Source organism: Xanthomonas sp. WHRI 10207 (assembly GCF_040202975.1).
Lineage (GTDB): Bacteria > Pseudomonadota > Gammaproteobacteria > Xanthomonadales > Xanthomonadaceae > Xanthomonas.
Genome location: NZ_JBEGDX010000002.1, coordinates 644,005 through 660,122, shown reverse-complemented (window position 1 = coordinate 660,122; position 16,118 = coordinate 644,005). Strand labels below are relative to the sequence as shown.

At 66.7% G+C, this 16,118-nt stretch carries 11 protein-coding genes and 1 other RNA gene; 5 read left to right on the top strand and 7 right to left on the bottom strand.

Annotated elements, in window-relative coordinates:
* Positions 1-27: 27 nt before the first annotated feature.
* The 5 genes from pqqE to pqqA form a co-directional block, all read right to left on the bottom strand.
* Entirely contained in the window at positions 28-1,155 is a 1,128-nt protein-coding gene (gene pqqE, locus ABQU90_RS08460) for a pyrroloquinoline quinone biosynthesis protein PqqE (protein WP_323521397.1), read from the bottom strand.
* On the bottom strand, positions 1,152-1,541 hold the full coding sequence (gene pqqD, locus ABQU90_RS08455; protein WP_503064411.1) for a pyrroloquinoline quinone biosynthesis peptide chaperone PqqD: 390 nt from the start codon (positions 1,539-1,541) through the stop codon (positions 1,152-1,154). The genes pqqE and pqqD overlap by 4 nt, the downstream gene beginning before the upstream one ends.
* On the bottom strand, positions 1,427-2,179 hold the full coding sequence (gene pqqC / locus ABQU90_RS08450; RefSeq protein ID WP_323521396.1) for a pyrroloquinoline-quinone synthase PqqC: 753 nt from the start codon (positions 2,177-2,179) through the stop codon (positions 1,427-1,429). The genes pqqD and pqqC overlap by 115 nt, the downstream gene beginning before the upstream one ends.
* Positions 2,176-3,075, bottom strand: coding sequence for a pyrroloquinoline quinone biosynthesis protein PqqB (gene pqqB / locus ABQU90_RS08445; RefSeq protein ID WP_323521395.1), 900 nt, complete (start codon positions 3,073-3,075; stop codon positions 2,176-2,178). Before pqqB ends, pqqC begins: the two co-directional genes overlap by 4 nt.
* Positions 3,076-3,156: 81 nt before the next feature.
* Entirely contained in the window at positions 3,157-3,237 is an 81-nt protein-coding gene (gene pqqA / locus ABQU90_RS08440) for a pyrroloquinoline quinone precursor peptide PqqA (RefSeq protein ID WP_002812057.1), read from the bottom strand.
* Between the two features lie 304 nt (positions 3,238-3,541).
* On the opposite strand from pqqA, the gene ABQU90_RS08435 reads away from it, so the two are divergent.
* The gene (locus ABQU90_RS08435) at positions 3,542-5,713 is read left to right on the top strand and encodes a RelA/SpoT family protein (protein ID WP_311240123.1); all 2,172 of its coding nucleotides are present in this window, start codon (positions 3,542-3,544) and stop codon (positions 5,711-5,713) included.
* A gap of 359 nt (positions 5,714-6,072) precedes the next feature.
* The gene (locus ABQU90_RS08430; protein ID WP_323521394.1) at positions 6,073-7,587 is read left to right on the top strand and encodes a hypothetical protein; all 1,515 of its coding nucleotides are present in this window, start codon (positions 6,073-6,075) and stop codon (positions 7,585-7,587) included.
* A gap of 212 nt (positions 7,588-7,799) precedes the next feature.
* Here the strand turns inward: ABQU90_RS08430 and ABQU90_RS08425 are convergent.
* Both ABQU90_RS08425 and ABQU90_RS08420 read right to left on the bottom strand, forming a co-directional pair.
* A non-coding RNA gene (locus ABQU90_RS08425) (sX9 sRNA) lies at positions 7,800-7,876 on the bottom strand.
* Positions 7,877-8,177: 301 nt separating this feature from the next.
* Complete coding sequence (locus ABQU90_RS08420) at positions 8,178-10,283, bottom strand: glycosyltransferase (protein ID WP_323521393.1); 2,106 nt, start codon at positions 10,281-10,283, stop codon at positions 8,178-8,180.
* A gap of 237 nt (positions 10,284-10,520) precedes the next feature.
* Here ABQU90_RS08420 and mrcB point away from each other — a divergent pair, with 237 nt between their 5' ends.
* The 3 genes from mrcB (at position 10,521) to yoaA (ending at position 16,110) form a co-directional block, all read left to right on the top strand.
* Entirely contained in the window at positions 10,521-12,965 is a 2,445-nt protein-coding gene (gene mrcB / locus ABQU90_RS08415) for a penicillin-binding protein 1B (protein WP_323521392.1), read from the top strand.
* A gap of 13 nt (positions 12,966-12,978) precedes the next feature.
* Positions 12,979-13,503 (top strand): tetratricopeptide repeat protein, encoded by a 525-nt coding sequence (locus ABQU90_RS08410; RefSeq protein WP_323521391.1) that lies wholly within the window; start codon positions 12,979-12,981, stop codon positions 13,501-13,503.
* Positions 13,504-14,100: 597 nt separating this feature from the next.
* Positions 14,101-16,110: a DNA repair helicase YoaA gene (gene yoaA, locus ABQU90_RS08405; RefSeq protein WP_055849187.1), complete on the top strand. Its 2,010-nt coding sequence runs from the start codon at positions 14,101-14,103 to the stop codon at positions 16,108-16,110.
* Positions 16,111-16,118: the final 8 nt, after the last annotated feature.

The window sequence follows — 16,118 nt, the reverse complement described above, 5'->3', positions numbered from 1 at the left end:
ACGCTGTGCCGTGCCAGCCGACGCCGGTCAGTCCACGCGGTCGGCAGTGGCCGATGGTGCCTGCGCGGGGCGGGCGGGGCGGCGATAGATGAACTCCGGCGCCGACGCAGCCGCCTCGGTGTCGGCAATGGCGCGCACCTGCGCATGGTCGGGCGAGCGTTCGCAGACCGGGTCCAGCGTGGCGGCATCGCCGCTGAGCGCCAGCGCCTGGCAGCGGCAACCGCCCCAATCGATCTCGCGTTTGGGACACTCCTGGCAGACCTCGGGCATCCAGGCGGTGCCGCGAAACCGCACGAACGCCTCGCCGTTGTTCCAGATATCGGCCAGCGAGCGCTCGCGCAGGTTGTCGAAGCGCATGCCGTCGATGGTTTCGGCCGCGTGGCAGGGCAGCACGTCGCCGCGCGGAGAGATATTGACGAAGCGCTGGCCCCAGCCCCCCATGCAGGGCTTTGGCAGGCGCGCGTAGTAGTCGGGGGTGACAAAGTCGATCGCCAGACGGTCGCCGAGCTCGCGCCGCGCGGTTTCCACCGCGGTAATGGTCGCCATCAGCTGCTCGCGGCTGGGCATCAGCGCAGCACGATTGCGCAGGCCCCAGCCGTAGTACTGGGTGTGCGCCACTTCGATGCGCTCGGCCTGCCATTCCAGCGCCAGCGCAATCATGCCGGGCACGCGTTCGGCGTTGTGCCGGTGCAGCACCGCGTTGAGCGTGAGCGGCAGGCCGCGAGCACGCACAGCCGCGGCAAAGTCGCGCTTTTTCGACAGGCTATTGCGATACCCTGCGATGCGGTCGGCGCCGGCCGGGTCGACGTCTTGCACGCTCAGCTGCACATGCTCCAGTCCGGCGGCTTGCAGTTGGTCCAGCATCGGTTCGCCGCCGGCCACGCCGGAGGTGATCAGGTTGCTGTACAGCCCGAGCTCACGCGCATGCGCCACCAGCTCGGGTAGATCCTTGCGCAACATCGGTTCGCCGCCGGAAAAATGCGCCTGCAGCACCCCCATGTCGGCGGCCTGCTGCAGCAGCGAGCGCCAGCCGGCGGTATCCATTTCTTCGCGTAGTGCCGCCAGTGCAATCGGGTTGGAGCAATACGGGCATGCCAGCGGGCAGCGATGGGTCAGCTCCAGCAGGACCGACAGCGGTGGCGGTGCAGTGTTCATAGCCGCAACAGACGTTTCTGGTGCAGTGTGTTGGTCAGTTCGATCACATCCACTTCGATCTCGGCGGCGTCGGCATCGAACTCTGCGGCCAATTCCTGCGCAATCTGCGCCAGCGAACGCGCGCCATCGAAGCGCTGCGCCACCACCTGGGCGATCTCGTCGAGTTCGACAACGCGTTCGGGCGCAAGCAGCACCCACTGGTCGCGTGTGCGGTCGTGCTGCAGACGCACGCCTGCGCGCAGTGCTGGCTGACTCTCGCGGGTAATGTCGCTCACGCAGCGGCCCGGCGGGCGTCGCGGTCGGGCACGAACGCGTCCGGCCACACGATGCCCGGCGTGACATAGGCCACGTGCAAGGCATCCAGCTGTGCCCACAACACCGAACATTTGAAATGCAGCGCGGCCTTGACCAGCTGCTGTTTTTCGACCGTATCGGCGTGCTGCTTGACGTAATCGAGCGCGAAATCCGAATCGCGCGGCGCCTCGGTCAGGCGATGCTCGAAGTACGCCAGCGCCTCGGACGAGACGAAGTCGTAGTGCTTGAGCATGCCGGCCACGCGCTGGCCGATGATGTTGGGAGCGAACAGTTCGGTGAGCGAGGAGGCAATCGCCTCAAGAAGGCTTTTTTCGCGGACGAAGTGCAGATAGGCCTGCACCGCAAACCGCGTGCCGGGCAGCAAGGCGCTCCCGGATTCGACCAGGCCGCGATCCAGGCCCAGCGCGTCGGTCAGATGCAGCCAACGTGCGATGCCGCCATCGGTGGCGCTATTACCGTCGTGGTCGAGGATGCGCTGGCGCCAGATTCGCCGCAGCGCCGGGTCTTCCATGCGCGCCAGGATCGCCGCGTCTTTCAGCGGAATGCAGCGCTGGTATTCGAAGCGATTCAGCGCCCAGGCCTGCACCTGGCCACGATCGAGCTTGCCGTGGTGCAGCAGCGCATGAAACGGGTGCTGATCGTGATACAGGCGTGCGCCGATCGCGCGCAGGTCCGCTTCCAGTTGGTCGGGGGTGAGCAGGGCGGTCACAGCGTGATCTCCAGGCCGTCGTGGGCAACGTCCCAGCCGCTGGCACGCGCACTGGCGTACTCCGGCGAGTGGATGTCGAGCACGGGATTGGTGGTGTTGAGATGGATGAAAATCTTGCGCGCTACATTTAACGGGGCGAACGCAGCGATGGTGCCGTCGGCGCCATCGATACTCATGTGGCCCATGCGCTGGCCTGTCTTCTGGCTGATGCCGAGTTGCACCATCTCGTCGTCTCGCCACAGTGTTCCGTCGAAAAAGACCAATTCGGCTCCTCGCAGGCGCGCGCGCAGTGCATCGGTCATCGCCGCGCAGCCGGGAATGTAGTGCACGCGGTGCTGGCCATCGTCGATGGTGAGCCCGAGGGTTTCTTCGTTGGAGCCGGCCAGATCGCCGCCGCTGCGCGATTCCATGAACAGCGGCACCTTGCCCGGCACCGAGAAGGGCGTCAGCTGCAGGCCGAGCAGCGACACCGGCGTGTCCAGCGCAAATGGCTGGCGCGTCACGTAGTTTGGATTCACCGCGTCGAAGATGGGGTTTTGCGCCAGCAGGTCCAGCACGCGACTGCTGGCATGCAGCGAGAAGGCCTGGCTTTCGCGCATCGACAACAATCCGGCGATATGGTCGATCTCGCCGCTGGTCAGCAGCACCGCTTCGATCGGCGAATGGCGCAGGCCGTGCTGCGGCCAGAGCGCAGGTGTAGCGAGAATCTGCTGCCGGAAATCGGGGGACGCATTGATCAGAACCCAACGCTCGCCGTCGGCACTGACCGCGATGCTGGCTTGGGTACGACGTTGGGCACCGTCTGCTTGTTGCCAGGCCCGCTGACTTGCGGGTGTATGGCAATTCCACTGCGGGTGCCCACCGCCGGCCGCCGATCCCAAAACGATGATGCGCATGGAAACTGTTACCTACTCTGCCGGCAGTTGCCGGTCATGCATCAAAAGGAAGGGCGGCTGGTGCGATTGAGACGTGCCGGATCAAAACTCGCCAGAGACGTAGCAGTTGATTTCGGCGCCACAGTTGACTTCACGAACGACAGGCTTCTTCCAGGTCTTCATCGGCTACCTCGCAGTGGGTGGAAAAACGCCGTCGCGGCGTAATGCAGCGATGACGTGAGCCGAGCATAGGCAGCCGATTTATTCCAATTGTAAAGAGCTTGTAAAAAGCCGGCATTGCGTCGCAATTGGCACGCCGCGCGAGCGCCTATCCATCGCAGAGCGGTTGCGAATCAAGACCTTGGCGGGTGAACCGACCATAAGCGCAAACATGCCGCCGGCCGGCATTTGCGCCGAAATTGCGCGTTGTAGAGAAGGTGACGCGCACGTTACCGTAGCTGTCAGACCCCAGTGATCGCCGGCCGCCGTGTCCACCGTTGTGACCAGTTCCTCATTCGAACGCCTGCATGCCTTGCTGCAGCGCCCGGCCGTTGCGTCGATCGCACCGGCATTACGCGATGCATTGGCGCAGGCCTGGCAGGAGGCGCCGCCCGCGCAGGCAGACAGCGTGCCGTGGGCGCTGCTGGCCGACACGTTAGACGTGCTGGCGTCGCTGGCAGCCGACGAGGCCACGCTGATTGCGGCCTTGCTGTTCGATCTGCCGGCATTACGCGGTGCGGTGGCCGGCTTGCCCTGGCAACCGGCGGAGCGGCGCGTGGTCGTGGAAGGATTGCTGGATGGCCTGGATGCGGCCGATCAGGTCTGGGCGCTGCATGCCGGACGCGAGGCCGGGCGCAACAGCGAGGGCTTGCGGCGCCTGCTGTTGTCCATCATCCACGACCTGCGCGTGGTGCCAATCCTGCTGGCGCGGCAGCTGACGCGCATGCGCGTGGGCGACCGCCTCAGCGAGGAGCAGCGCCGCGCGCTGGCCCAGCTCACCCGCGACATCCATGCGCCGCTGGCCAACCGTCTGGGCATCTGGCAGGTGAAGTGGGAGCTGGAAGACCTGGCCTTCCGGCACCTGGAACCTGATACCTATCGCCGCATCGCGCGCGAAGTGGACGAAACACGGGTGGCGCGCGAGCGTTACATCGAGGCGGTCAAGCGCACCTTGTCGAGCGCATTGGCAGAGCAGGGCCTGCGCGCAGAGGTGAGTGGGCGGCCGAAGCACATCTACAGCATCTGGCGGAAGATGCAGAAAAAGCGGCTGTCGTTCGACCAGCTCTACGACGTGCGCGCGGTGCGCGTCATGGTCGACGACGTGGCGGCCTGCTATGCGGCGTTAGGCGCGGTGCATTCGCTGTGGGCGCCGGTGCCCAGCGAGTTCGACGATTACATCGCCCGGCCCAAGGCCAACGACTACCGCTCGCTGCATACCGCGGTGGTTGGGCCGGAAGGGCGCACGATCGAGATCCAGATCCGCACCCACGAGATGCATGCCCAGGCCGAGCTCGGCGTGGCCGCTCACTGGAAGTACAAGGAAGGCGGCAAGGGTGCCGAAAAGGCGTTCGACCGCAAGATCCTGTGGATGCGCCAGTTGCTGGAACAGGTGCAGGAAGGCGACCACGGCGAGTTGGCCGGTGCGCTGGATGCCGAGCTGATCGAAGACCGCGTGTATGCGCTGACGCCCAAGGGCGAGGTCATCGATCTGCCGCAGGGCGCCACCCCGCTGGATTTTGCGTACCACGTGCACACCATGGTGGGGCACCGCTGCCGTGGCGCGCGGGTCAACGACCGCATCGTGCCGCTGACCTATCGGCTGCGCAGCGGCGACCGCGTGGAAATCATGACCGCCAAGGAAGCCGACCCGCGTCGCGACTGGCTGCTGGCGTCCAACGGCTTTCTGGCCAGCGGGCGTTCGCGCGACAAGGTGCGCGCCTGGTTCCACAAGCTCGACCGTGCGCGCAATGTGCAGGCGGGCAAGGAGTTGCTCGATCGCGAGCTCAAGCGTCTGGGTCTGCAGCATGCCGATCTAAGCGTGGCGACGCGCAAGTTCCATGCTGAAAATGTCGACGATTTGTATATCCAGGTGGCGCTGGGCGATACCGGGCCAAACCAGGTCAGCCGTGCGCTGCTGGAAGCCGAGCGCGCGGCCTCGCAACCTGCGGTGCCGGCGCCACCGCGACCGACTGCGCGCCGCGAGAGCTTGGGGAAATCCAAATTCACCGTGCAGGGCGTGGGGAATCTGCTGGTGCAACTGGCGCGGTGCTGCCAACCGGTGGCCGGCGAACCGATTGCCGGCTACCTCACCCGCGGGCGCGGCATCACCGTGCACCGCACCGACTGCGCGGCATTGGCACGCCTGGCGGCTGCCCACCCGCAACGCGTGTTGCCGGTGGAATGGGGCAAGGCCGGCAGCGGGTACGAAGTGGATGTGCAGGTGCGTGCCGTGGACCGCCGCTGGCTGCTCAAGGACATCACCAACCTGATCGCGCAGGAAGATGCCCACGTGCTGGAAATCAACAGCGACAACGTGCGCGACACCGGCAGGGCGCAGCTGCGGTTGCGGCTCAAGGTGAGCGACTACGACCAGCTGTCCGCGCTGCTTGGCAAACTGGATGCCTTGCCCGGCGTGAATGAGGTGCGGCGACTGGGCTGAGCGCGGTCAAGCGGCGTTGCGTGTTTCTGGCGAATGCTGCTGGTGGTTGGGGTGGCGCACATCATCTTGGGATGGCGCAGAGCATCGGCTGACTCTCGGTGTGCTGCGCTTCGGGAGTCGCTTGCGCGGTCTCCGTGCTGCGGGCCCCACGTGTCAGCCAACCCAGGCGTCGTGCAACTGCCTTTACGACGTATCGATTCACCAGAGCAGTCCGGACAGCGCACCCGCACCCGCAGCGCTTGCCTTGACCAATTCCGAATCCGCCAATCCCGCCCCTACACCGTCTTCGCAACACGGCCAGCTACCATACGCACGTGAACGCGCCCCCGTCAGGTCGCGCCAAGGATGGACGCTACCGTATGTTCCCGCTGCCGCGCTGGGTCAGGTCGCCGCGCCTCTGGGCGCCGTTGCGCAGCCGTGCGCTGTGGCGCGTGGTGCTGGCGCTGGCCGCCTGTCTGCTGTTGAGCGTCATCGCGCTGCGCAAGCCGCTGGGCGATGTGCTGTGGCCGGATACCCGGATCCAGCAACTGCTGCAACGTGGCGATGTTGCGCTGTCGCGCGGCAAGCTTAGTGCCGCTGATGGCAGCGGTGCGCGCGAACTGTTCACCGCGGCGCTTGCGTTGGACAACGATCGTAGCGAGGCGCGGGTCGGGTTGGCCCGGACCGGCGTGGCTGCCGTGGTGCAGGCGCGCGCCGCCATCGCGGCCGGCGATGCGGACGCCGCGCAGCGCACGCTGGCACTGGCAACTGCATTGGAGGTGCCGCAGGCACAGGTGGCGCCGGTTGCGCTGCGGCTGCGTCAACTGCAGGCGCGCCGCGCCGGGCTGGATGCCTTGCTGGCGCAGGCCGTTGCCGCTCAGCAGCAAGGTCGCCTGGATGGCACGCCCGATAGCGCGCTGCCGCTGTATCAGCGCATTTTGACCCTGGCGCCCGACCGCACCGACGCGCTGGAGGGGCGCGAAGATGCCCTGACCGATCTCTTGGCGCAGGCGCGTCACGCGCTGGCGCGCGACGCACTCGGCGAGGCGGCGCGCCTGCTGGCAGCGGCCAAACGCTACGACGCCGGGCATGCCGACGTGCCGTCGACCGAAGGGCATTATCACCGTGTGCTGGACCAGCGCCGGCAACGTGCCGAGGCATTGCTGCGCCGCGGTCGATTGGCCCCCGCTGCACGCGATTTCAACGCCGTGCTGGCGGCCGAGCCGGCCGATGTCGGCGCGCAGCGCGGGCTGGAACGGGTGGCCAACGAATACGCCGCGCAGGCAGGCCGGCAGGCCGCAGATTTTCAGTTCGACGCGGCGATGCAGTCGTTGCAACAGGCGCAGTCGCTGGTACCGGGCGCCGCATCCATCGCCCAGGCCGAGCAGGCTATTGCCCGCGCACGCGACGCCCAGCGCAGCCCGGAAACCGGGCTGTCGCGTGGCGTGCGCGAGCGCCGCTTGCGCCTGCTGTTGCAACGCGTCGCCGATGCCGAAGCGCGGCAGCAATGGATGACGCCGCCCGGCGCCAGTGCGTACGACGCGGTGCGCGCGGCGCAAGCGCTGGCACCGCGCGATCCACGCGTGCTGCAGGCCGCCGCACGCGTGGTGCCGGCCAGCCAGCGCTGTTTCGAAGACGAGCTGCGCAATAACCGGCTGCGCGCCGCGCGCGGTTGCCTGGATGCCTGGCAGGCGCTGACGCCGAATGGCGATGCGTTGCCCGGCGCGCGTCGACGCTTGGCCCAGCGCTGGGTCGCAGTCGGCAGCGAGCGCCTGGGCCAGGAGGATGCGGCGTTCGCGCGCCGTGCCCAGGACGAAGCCCATCAACTAGATCCCGGCTTGCCGGAGCTGGCCGAATTCACGCGCCGGGTCAGGGCGGTGGCCGAGCAGCGCTGAGGCGTGCGCTGTTTTGGTCGGCGTTTGGCCTGTGCATGCCGGTAGTGGATGGTGATCGACCGGAGACATCGAGGAGCGCTTCGACGTCATCTTCGCCGAAGGCAATGGCCGACCAGCTTGGGTGCATCAGGCGATTGCTCTGGGCGAGATAACCCTGGCGGCTGGCCACACCCTCAGCACTGCCCCTGTCGCGCAGAAGATGACCGCAGAGCGGCTAGCAAGACGTAGTGCGCAGTCATCAAGTGGGTATGGACGGCGCGCTCAGAACAGGAGCGTGCGCGTGGTACATGAGCATTCCGAGTACCGGACGCGCTCGCCTGGCGCAGCAAAGTAGTTTTGTTAGTTGCCCGCAGTCCGTACCGGTTGTTGCTCCGTTCTCCCACCGGGAGAAGGTGCCCGAAGGGCGGATGAGGGCACGAGCGAAGCGTCGCGATGCATGTGCGCGTTCGTCGTCCGTCGTCGCGGTAAGCGAACTGTGCAAAGTCCCGCGTCCTGCGCGCCAAGACATCGATGCAGCCCGCAATGATCTGCGTGGTACGAAGGCAAGTACCCGATCCGCAAAGCACCCGTGAGTCACCAGGGGCGCCACCTCACCCCGCGATAAACAGCTCGCGGACCGTCGCGCGCGCTGCGTCCAGCGAGAAGTGCTCGGCCACGTTGCGCAGCCCGTTGTCGGCCAGCTTCTGCCATAGCGCTGCATCCTGATACAGCCGCACGATGGCGCTGGCAAAGGCATCGGCTTCGTCGGCCACGCAGACATCGTCGCCATCGCGCAGATGCATGCCTTCCACCGCGCAGGTGGTGCCGACCACCGGTTGACCATGCGCCATGCTCAGATTGATCTTGCCTTTGACGCCGGCGCCGAAGCGCAGCGGGGCGACCGCAATGCGGGCGCTGTCCATGAACGGCACCAAATCCGGCACATGGCCATGCAGTCGCACACCGGGGCATTCGTCTGCAAGCAGCTTCAGCGCCGCCGGCAGATCCGCACCGATGCAATGAAACTCCACGTCGGGCAGTTGCGCGCGCACCTGCGGAAAGATCGCGCTGATGAACCACTGCACCGCATCCACATTGGGCGGATGGCGGAAGCCGCCCACGAACACCAGGTCGCGGCGTTGCACAAAGCTGTGCCCGCTGCCGGCGACCTCGTGCAGGTTGGAGAGCAGGGCAGTGCGGATCTGCGGCGCATCCGCGCGCAATTGCGCCTGTTCGGCGGCAGACACCAGCAGGGTGACGTCGGTGGCCGCCATGATTTCCAGTTCGCGTACGCGGGTGCGTTCTGCGCTGCGCAGCAGATTGGCATCGCCGGCAAGCTCGGCGCCGCGGCGTTCGCGCAGGTAATGCAGGTCGACGGTGTCGAACAAGGTGCGTGCCTGCGGCGCGTACTGTTTCAACAATGGCAGGCAGGCGTGGGCAACGTGGTGCCGCACCAGCAGCACCACCGCAAAGCGCGGGCCGTGCGCGCGCAACCAGCTGCCGATGCCGTCCAGGAACGGCGCATACCAGACCTCCACGCCTAGTTGCTGCAGCGCCTGGGTGTGGCGTCCTGCATGTTCGCGCCGGGTCGGCACGAACACCACATGGGCGCCTTCTTCGCGCAATAGCCGGATCAGATTGAACTGCCGCAACGAACCGGAATCGCGATCCGGGTGCGGCACGCCTTCGTCCAGAATCAGCACCTGGCGTTGCCCGCGATGCAGCTGCGCCGGCCCTGGCACCGTGCCGACCGGCAACTGCGTCGCCAGCGCCTGCTGCCATTTTTCCGCGAAAACGGCTTGATTGCGCACCTGGTAGGCCTTTACTCCGGTGCGCGTGTCGGTGCCGTTGCTGGTGCCTTCGTCATGCACCACCACGCTGGCCGGCTGCACCAGAACCTGGTGCCCGGCGGCGCGCACTGCAAAGGCCAGGTCGGTGTCTTCGTAATAGGCCGGCATGTAGCGGCGATCCAGCCCGCCCAGGGTCTGCAGCAACAGCGCCCGTGGCAGCGCGATCGCCGCACCCGAGCAGTAGTCCATCGCGCGCACATAGGCATAGCGCGGGTCGTCGGCAGACTCGAAGCGGCCGTAGCTCCATGCGCTGCCGTCGCCGAAGACCACACCGCCAGATTCCTGCAGGCGCCCGTCCGGATACACCAATTGCGCGCCGACCAGGCCGGCGTTCGGATGCGCTGTGAAGGTGCCGATCAGTCGATCCAGCCAGCCGGGTTGCGGAATGGTGTCGTTGTTGAGCAACACCACGTATTCGCCAAGCGCCAGCGCAATCCCGTCGTTGCAGGCAGCAATGAAGCCGCCGTTGCTGGCGCGCAGGTGGTAGTGCAGGCCGGCAATCTGCGGCAGCTGCACGGCGGTGGCATCGCTACTGCCGTCGTCCACCACGACGATCTCCACCTCCAGCGTTGGTGGATGCGCAGCCAGCGCACGCAGACAGGCCAGCGTATGGGCGATGTGGTTGTAGACCGGGATCACCACCGTCACGCGCGGCGCGGCGCTGTGCGGTACTGCGAATGCAGCAAATGGCGCGGTATCGGGCAGCCATAGCGGTGTGCCGAGCGCCACCGGCGGTGCCTGCGTGTGTACGCGAATGCGCTGCCAGGTGGCCCGCCATCCGCGTGTACGCATGCTGGCCACGCTGCGGTGGATCAGGCCGAGCACGCGATTGAACAGATAGCGCGCATCGGCCAGGGACATCGACATTGCGTTGAAACTCCAGCGGAGAGACGGGTGAATGGAGTCAGCAGGGAGTGCGATGGCGCAGCCGGCAGACAACCGCCGCCAGTGTACCGAGGAGCACTGGCCGCGCCGAGCACCGGCCGCGGCGGCGCGGCGGTGAGCGTGGACGTTTGTTAGCCGCGCTTAAGTCGGCGGGGCCAGCGGGCCGCAACCATGACAGCGCTGCGCTAGACTCGCCCGACTCTACATTCTCGCATCCCTGTGCCCCGACGCTACGACCACGACGATTCCGACGACTTTCAGGACGACTCCAACGCGCAAGGCCCCCGCTGGCAACGCAGACTGATTGTCTGGGGATTTGCCGCGATCGCGCTGGCGCTCGGTTTCCTGATTCCTTACACGGTGTATCTGAACAAGCAGGTCACGCAACGCTTCGGCGAGCTGCGTTGGCAGATCCCGACCCGTGTGTACGGGCGCCCGTTGGTGCTGGTGCCCGGCAATGCGTTGGATGCGGCCACGCTGAAGACCGAGCTGGATGCGGCGTCCTACCGCGACGACGGCCAGGCCAAGCTGGCCGGCACCTATCAGCAGGATGGCAGCCGCTTCACCATCGCCAGCCGCGGCTATAACGATGTGGACGGGCGCGTGCCTGCCCGACGTATCGAGGTCAGCCTGGCTGGCGGCCGCGTGGCGAACCTGCGCGATGCTGCCGATCGCAAGACGCTCAAGAGCGCACGCCTGGATCCGGCGCGTATCGCCACGCTCTACGGCCAGAAGCAGGAAGAGCGCCGCCTGGTGCGCATGGAAGAAGTGCCGGAACTGCTGGTCACCGGCTTGCAGGCCGTAGAAGACCGCGATTTCAATAGCCACCACGGCATCGATCTGAGCGGCATGGTGCGTGCGGCGTGGATCATGGTGCGCTCCGGCGGCCAGGTCCGTCAGGGCGCCAGCACCTTGACCCAGCAGCTGGCGCGCAGCGGGCTGCTCGGCATCGGCAAGGAACAGACGGTCACGCGCAAATTCAACGAAATTATGTACGCGGTGATCATGGAGGCGCGCTACGACAAGCGCACCATCCTGGAGGCTTACCTCAACCAGGTCTATCTGGGTCAGCGCGGCGGGCAGGCCATCCACGGCGTGTCATCGGGTGCGGAGCTGTGGTTCGGCCGCGAGCTCAATTCGATGACCACCGAGCAGATCGCACTGCTGATCGGGTTGGTCAAGGGGCCGTCGTATTACGACCCGCGGCGCAATCCGGAGCGCGCGCTGGATCGACGCAACTTCGTGCTGGGCAAGCTGCACGAGAACCAGCTGATCGACGACGCCGAATACAAGCGCGCGCTGGCCGCGCCGCTGGGTGTGCCTACCGAGCCGGGTCTGGTCGCGGCCAACCGCTTCCCGGCCTATGTGGATCTGGTGCGCCGGCAGCTGGCCCACGATTACCCCGAAGGCGTGCTGCAAGGCGCCGGCATGAGCGTGCTCACCGGCATGTCGCCGTCCGCGCAGGCCTATGCCGAAGGCGCGGTGACCGGCACCATCAAGCGGCTGGACAACAAAAAGCGCCCGCCGCTGCAGGCGGGCCTGGTGATGACCGACGTGCACAACGGCGATGTGCTGGCAGTGGTCGGCAGCCGCGATGTGGCCAAGCCGGGCTTCAATCGCGCAGTCGAAGCGCAGCGGCAGGTTGGCTCGTTGCTCAAGCCGTTCGTCTATCTGCTGGCGCTGGCCTCGCCGGATCGCTGGGCGTTGTCCAGCTGGGTCGACGATGCGCCGGTCACGGTGCAGCTCAGTCGGGGCAAGACCTGGTCGCCGGGCAATTCCGACAACCGCAGCCACGGCACGGTGCGCCTGATCGATGCGCTGGCGCATTCCTATAACCAGGCCACGGTGCGGGTGGGCATGCAGGTCGGCGCCGACCGCGTGGCGCAATTGATCCAGGTGCTGGCCGGCATCAAGGCCGACCCGAACCCATCGCTGATCCTGGGCGCCACCGATCAGAGTCCGTACGGCATGGCGCAGCTGTACCAGTTCCTGGCCGCCGGTGGCGAGATCCAGCCACTGCATGCGGTGCGTGGCGTGCTCGACCCGCAGGGCAAGTTGCTCAAGCGCTATGACAAGACCCCGGCGCCGGCGCAGGAAGGCGATTCGGTGGCGGCCAACCTGATCAGCGTCGCTCTGCAGCAGGTGGTCAGTGGCGGTACTGCGCGGCAGCTGCTGGGCGATGGCCTCGGGCGCCTGTCGCCGGCCGGCAAGACCGGCACCTCCAACGACGGCCGCGACAGTTGGTATGCCGGCTACACCGGCGACCATCTGGCGGTGATCTGGATGGGTAACGATCAGAACGAGCAGACCGGCCTGTACGGCGCGACCGGCGCGATGCGGGTGTGGTCGAGCATTTTCGCGCGCCTGCCCAGCGCACCATTGAAGGTCAGTGGCAAGGGCCTGGACTGGCAGTCGGTAGATGCGGCCGGCACAGGCGTCACCGATGCTGGCTGCCCGGGCGCACGCCAGTTCCCGTTCGTGGTCGGCTTCACGCCGGCCTATGCGCCGTGTGCCGGTAATGCGCCCTCCATCGAAGACGTGCCGGACGATGGATCCGCACCCGCCGAGCAATCCAGCGGCGGCGGCTGGCGGCGTTTCTTCGGATTGGAAAAGAAGCCGGAAGAGCCCGCCCCGGCGCCTGCGTCGGCGCCCCCTGCACATTGAGTGGAGTGACCCCATGATCCGATTGCACCGCCTTGTTGTCCTGGTCGGCGTGCTCGCCGCAGTCACTGCCTGCGTCAGTGCGCCGCCCGCGCCGCCGCCGACCCCGGTGGACCCGACTACGCCCACACAACGGCTGTTGCTGATCGAACGCGAAGCCGGCGTGGACGACACCGAGTTGTCGGTGCAGCCGCTGCGCGACCCGCAGGTGGACGATCTGCGCGAGAGCGCCAAGGCCAAGCGCCAGGCCGGCGATCTGCCCGGCGCGGCGGCGGCACTGGATCAGGCGCTGGGGCTGGTGTCCGGCGACCCGGCGATCCTGCAGGAGCGTGCCGAAGTGGCCGTGCTGCAGGCCGATTGGCCGGCCGCCGAACGCTTTGCCAACCAGGCGGTGGAGCTTGGCTCCAAGACCGGCCCGCTGTGCCGTCGCCATTGGGCCACCATCGAACAATCGCGGCTGGCGCGTGGCGAAAAGGAAAATGCCGCCTCGGCCAAGTCGCAGATCGCCGGCTGCACCGTGCCGGGCGTGAAGCGGTACTGAGTGCGGGTGGCACCGGTTGCGCTGCCAGCAGCGCGACCGGTTGGGCTGGCTGCGTCATGCGCGGTTGAGCGAGTAGCGTGCCTCTCATAGGTCACTCGATAACAGCACCCTCTGCCTCGTCCGCAGCAGGTCTGGTGTTCGAGTGGTATGCGTTCGTGGTTGCGTGCCTTTGGCCGCTTATGGGTGATGTGTGACCACGCGCGTGGCACGGGTAACCTGCCTTGTTGTCTGCAAGTCGCCGATGCATGCCAACCAAGCAGCTGGGTGACGAAGGTTGCATCGCCGATCGGGATGCAATCTGTGTCCGGATGGGGCAGCGCATCTCTAGCGACAAAAACATAACAGCGCATCGGACCGCACGGATGACGCAGCGATCACCGCGCGCCAACTGCATCGAAGGCGCTTGATCCTCGCTGGCAAGCGGCATCAGCCGCGCATGGCACAACGCAGCTGTAAAATCGATGCATCCCCCTCTCACGTCTGCCGCAGTCGCCTTACCGCGATGAAGTGTTTACCGACTGCTGCAGGCCCGATCCAGGCAGCATCACCGCGCACGCGCTAGGCTGTCGTGCTTCTTCTTCCGCATCCGTCGGTCTCATGTCCCAACTTGCCACTGCCAGCATCGAGGCGCTCAGCGAGGGCGGGGCGCTTGCGCGTCAGCTCGATGCGTTTGCGCCGCGCGATGCGCAGTTGCGCCTGACCGGCGCCATCGCCGAGGCGTTCGAACAGCGCGACGTGCTGCTGGCCGAGGCCGGCACTGGCACCGGCAAGACCTATGCGTATCTGGTGCCGGCATTGCTGTCCGGGCTCAAGACCATCGTCTCGACCGGCACGCGTGCGCTGCAGGATCAGCTATTCCATCGCGATCTGCCGCGTGTGCGCGCCGCGTTGGGCATCGGGTTGCGCAGTGCGCTGTTGAAAGGCCGCGCCAATTACCTGTGCAAATACCGCACCCAGCAGGCGCGCGGCGAGCCGCGCTTCGCCACGCCCGAGCAGGTGTCGCAATTCCAGCGCATCGTGGCTTGGAGCGGGCGCACCCAGTACGGCGACATGGCCGAGATGGAAGCCTTGCCGGACGATTCGCCGCTGCTGCCGATGGTGACCTCCACCGTCGACAACTGCCTGGGCACCGAGTGCCCGTTCTACAGCGAGTGCTTCGTGGTGCAGGCACGCCAGCGTGCGCAGGCCGCCGATCTGGTGGTGGTCAATCACCATCTGCTGTTGGCCGATCTGGCGCTCAAGCAGGAAGGCTTCGGTGAGATCCTGCCGGGCGCGCAGGCCTTTGTCATCGACGAAGCGCACCAGCTGCCGGAGCTTGCAGCCAATTTCTTCGGCGAAAGTTTCGGCATGCGGCCGTGGCAGGAGCTGGCGCGCGATTGCATGGTCGAAGCGCGTCTGGTCGCGGGTGCGCAGGCCAGTCTGCAAGAGCCGATCCTCGCCCTGGACGAGGCCTTGCGCGGCCTGCGCGCCGGCATGGAAGGCCTGCCGCCGCGCGGCACGCAATGGCGTGCACTGGCCAAACCGCAGGTGCGCGAAGGGTTCGATGCGGTGCTGTCGGCATTGGCGCGCTTGGGCGAATCGCTGCTGCCGTTGCGCGAGGCCTCACCGGGATTCGATGGCTGCACCGCACGTGCGCAGGAAGCGCTGAACCGCTTGTCGCGCTGGCTGGGCGAAGACGTGCCCGTGGCGGATTTTGCCCAGGATCTGCCGGAACAGGCCGTCGACAACGATGTGCTCTGGTATGAGCTCAGCCCGCGTGGATTCCGCTGCCAGCGCACGCCGCTGGACGTGTCCGGGCCGCTACGCGAGCACCGCGAAAAATCGCAGGCAGCCTGGGTGTTCACCTCGGCCACGCTGGCGGTGGGTGGCGAGTTCGACCACATCGCGCTGCGATTGGGCTTGAGCGACCCGGTGACCTTGCTGCAGCCGAGTCCCTTCGACTGGGAACGTCAGGCGTTGTGCTACCTGCCACCCAATCTGCCCGATCCGGCCGCGCGCGGTTTCGGTACCGCCTTGATCGCGGCGTTGACCCCGGTGCTGGACGCCTCCAACGGCCGTGCGTTCTTGTTGTTTGCCTCGCACCGCGCGCTGCGCGAAGCGGCCGAAGCATTGCGTGGTGCGCCATGGCCGTTGTTCGTACAGGGCGAAGCGCCGCGCGCCACGCTGCTGCAGCGCTTTCGCGATTCCGGCAACGGCGTGCTGCTGGGGTCGGCCAGTTTCCGCGAGGGCGTGGACGTGGTCGGCGATGCATTGAGCGTGGTGGTGATCGACAAACTGCCGTTTGCCGCGCCCGACGACCCGGTGTTCGAAGCGCGCCTGGATGCGATCCGCCGCGAGGGCGGCAACCCCTTTCGCGACGAGCAATTGCCGCAGGCGGTCATCGCGCTCAAGCAGGGTGTTGGGCGGCTGATTCGCAGCGAGACCGACCGCGGCGTGCTGGTGCTGTGCGACCCGCGATTGGTGAACAAGAGCTACGGACGCACTTTCATGAAGTCGCTGCCACCGTTTGCGCGCACGCGTGAAATCGCCGATGTGCGGGCGTTTTTTGGCGTCTCCGCGCCGCTGGGCGACAATGCCGGATTGACGTTGCCGTTCGGCGACGGCTGATCTTTCTC

Excerpts from the sequence above, each read along its gene's own strand:
- pqqB (WP_323521395.1), bottom strand. The coding sequence starts at position 3,075 with ATGCGCATCATCGTTTTGGGATCGGCGGCCGGCGGTGGGCACCCGCAG.
- pqqE (WP_323521397.1), bottom strand. The coding sequence starts at position 1,155 with ATGAACACTGCACCGCCACCGCTGTCGGTCCTGCTGGAGCTGACCCAT.
- pqqD (WP_503064411.1), bottom strand. The coding sequence starts at position 1,541 with ATGTTCGGTGTTGTGGGCACAGCTGGATGCCTTGCACGTGGCCTATGT.
- pqqA (WP_002812057.1), bottom strand. The coding sequence starts at position 3,237 with ATGAAGACCTGGAAGAAGCCTGTCGTTCGTGAAGTCAACTGTGGCGCC.
- ABQU90_RS08430 (WP_323521394.1), top strand. The coding sequence starts at position 6,073 with ATGTTCCCGCTGCCGCGCTGGGTCAGGTCGCCGCGCCTCTGGGCGCCG.
- yoaA (WP_055849187.1), top strand. The coding sequence starts at position 14,101 with ATGTCCCAACTTGCCACTGCCAGCATCGAGGCGCTCAGCGAGGGCGGG.
- ABQU90_RS08420 (WP_323521393.1), bottom strand. The coding sequence starts at position 10,283 with ATGTCGATGTCCCTGGCCGATGCGCGCTATCTGTTCAATCGCGTGCTC.
- ABQU90_RS08410 (WP_323521391.1), top strand. The coding sequence starts at position 12,979 with ATGATCCGATTGCACCGCCTTGTTGTCCTGGTCGGCGTGCTCGCCGCA.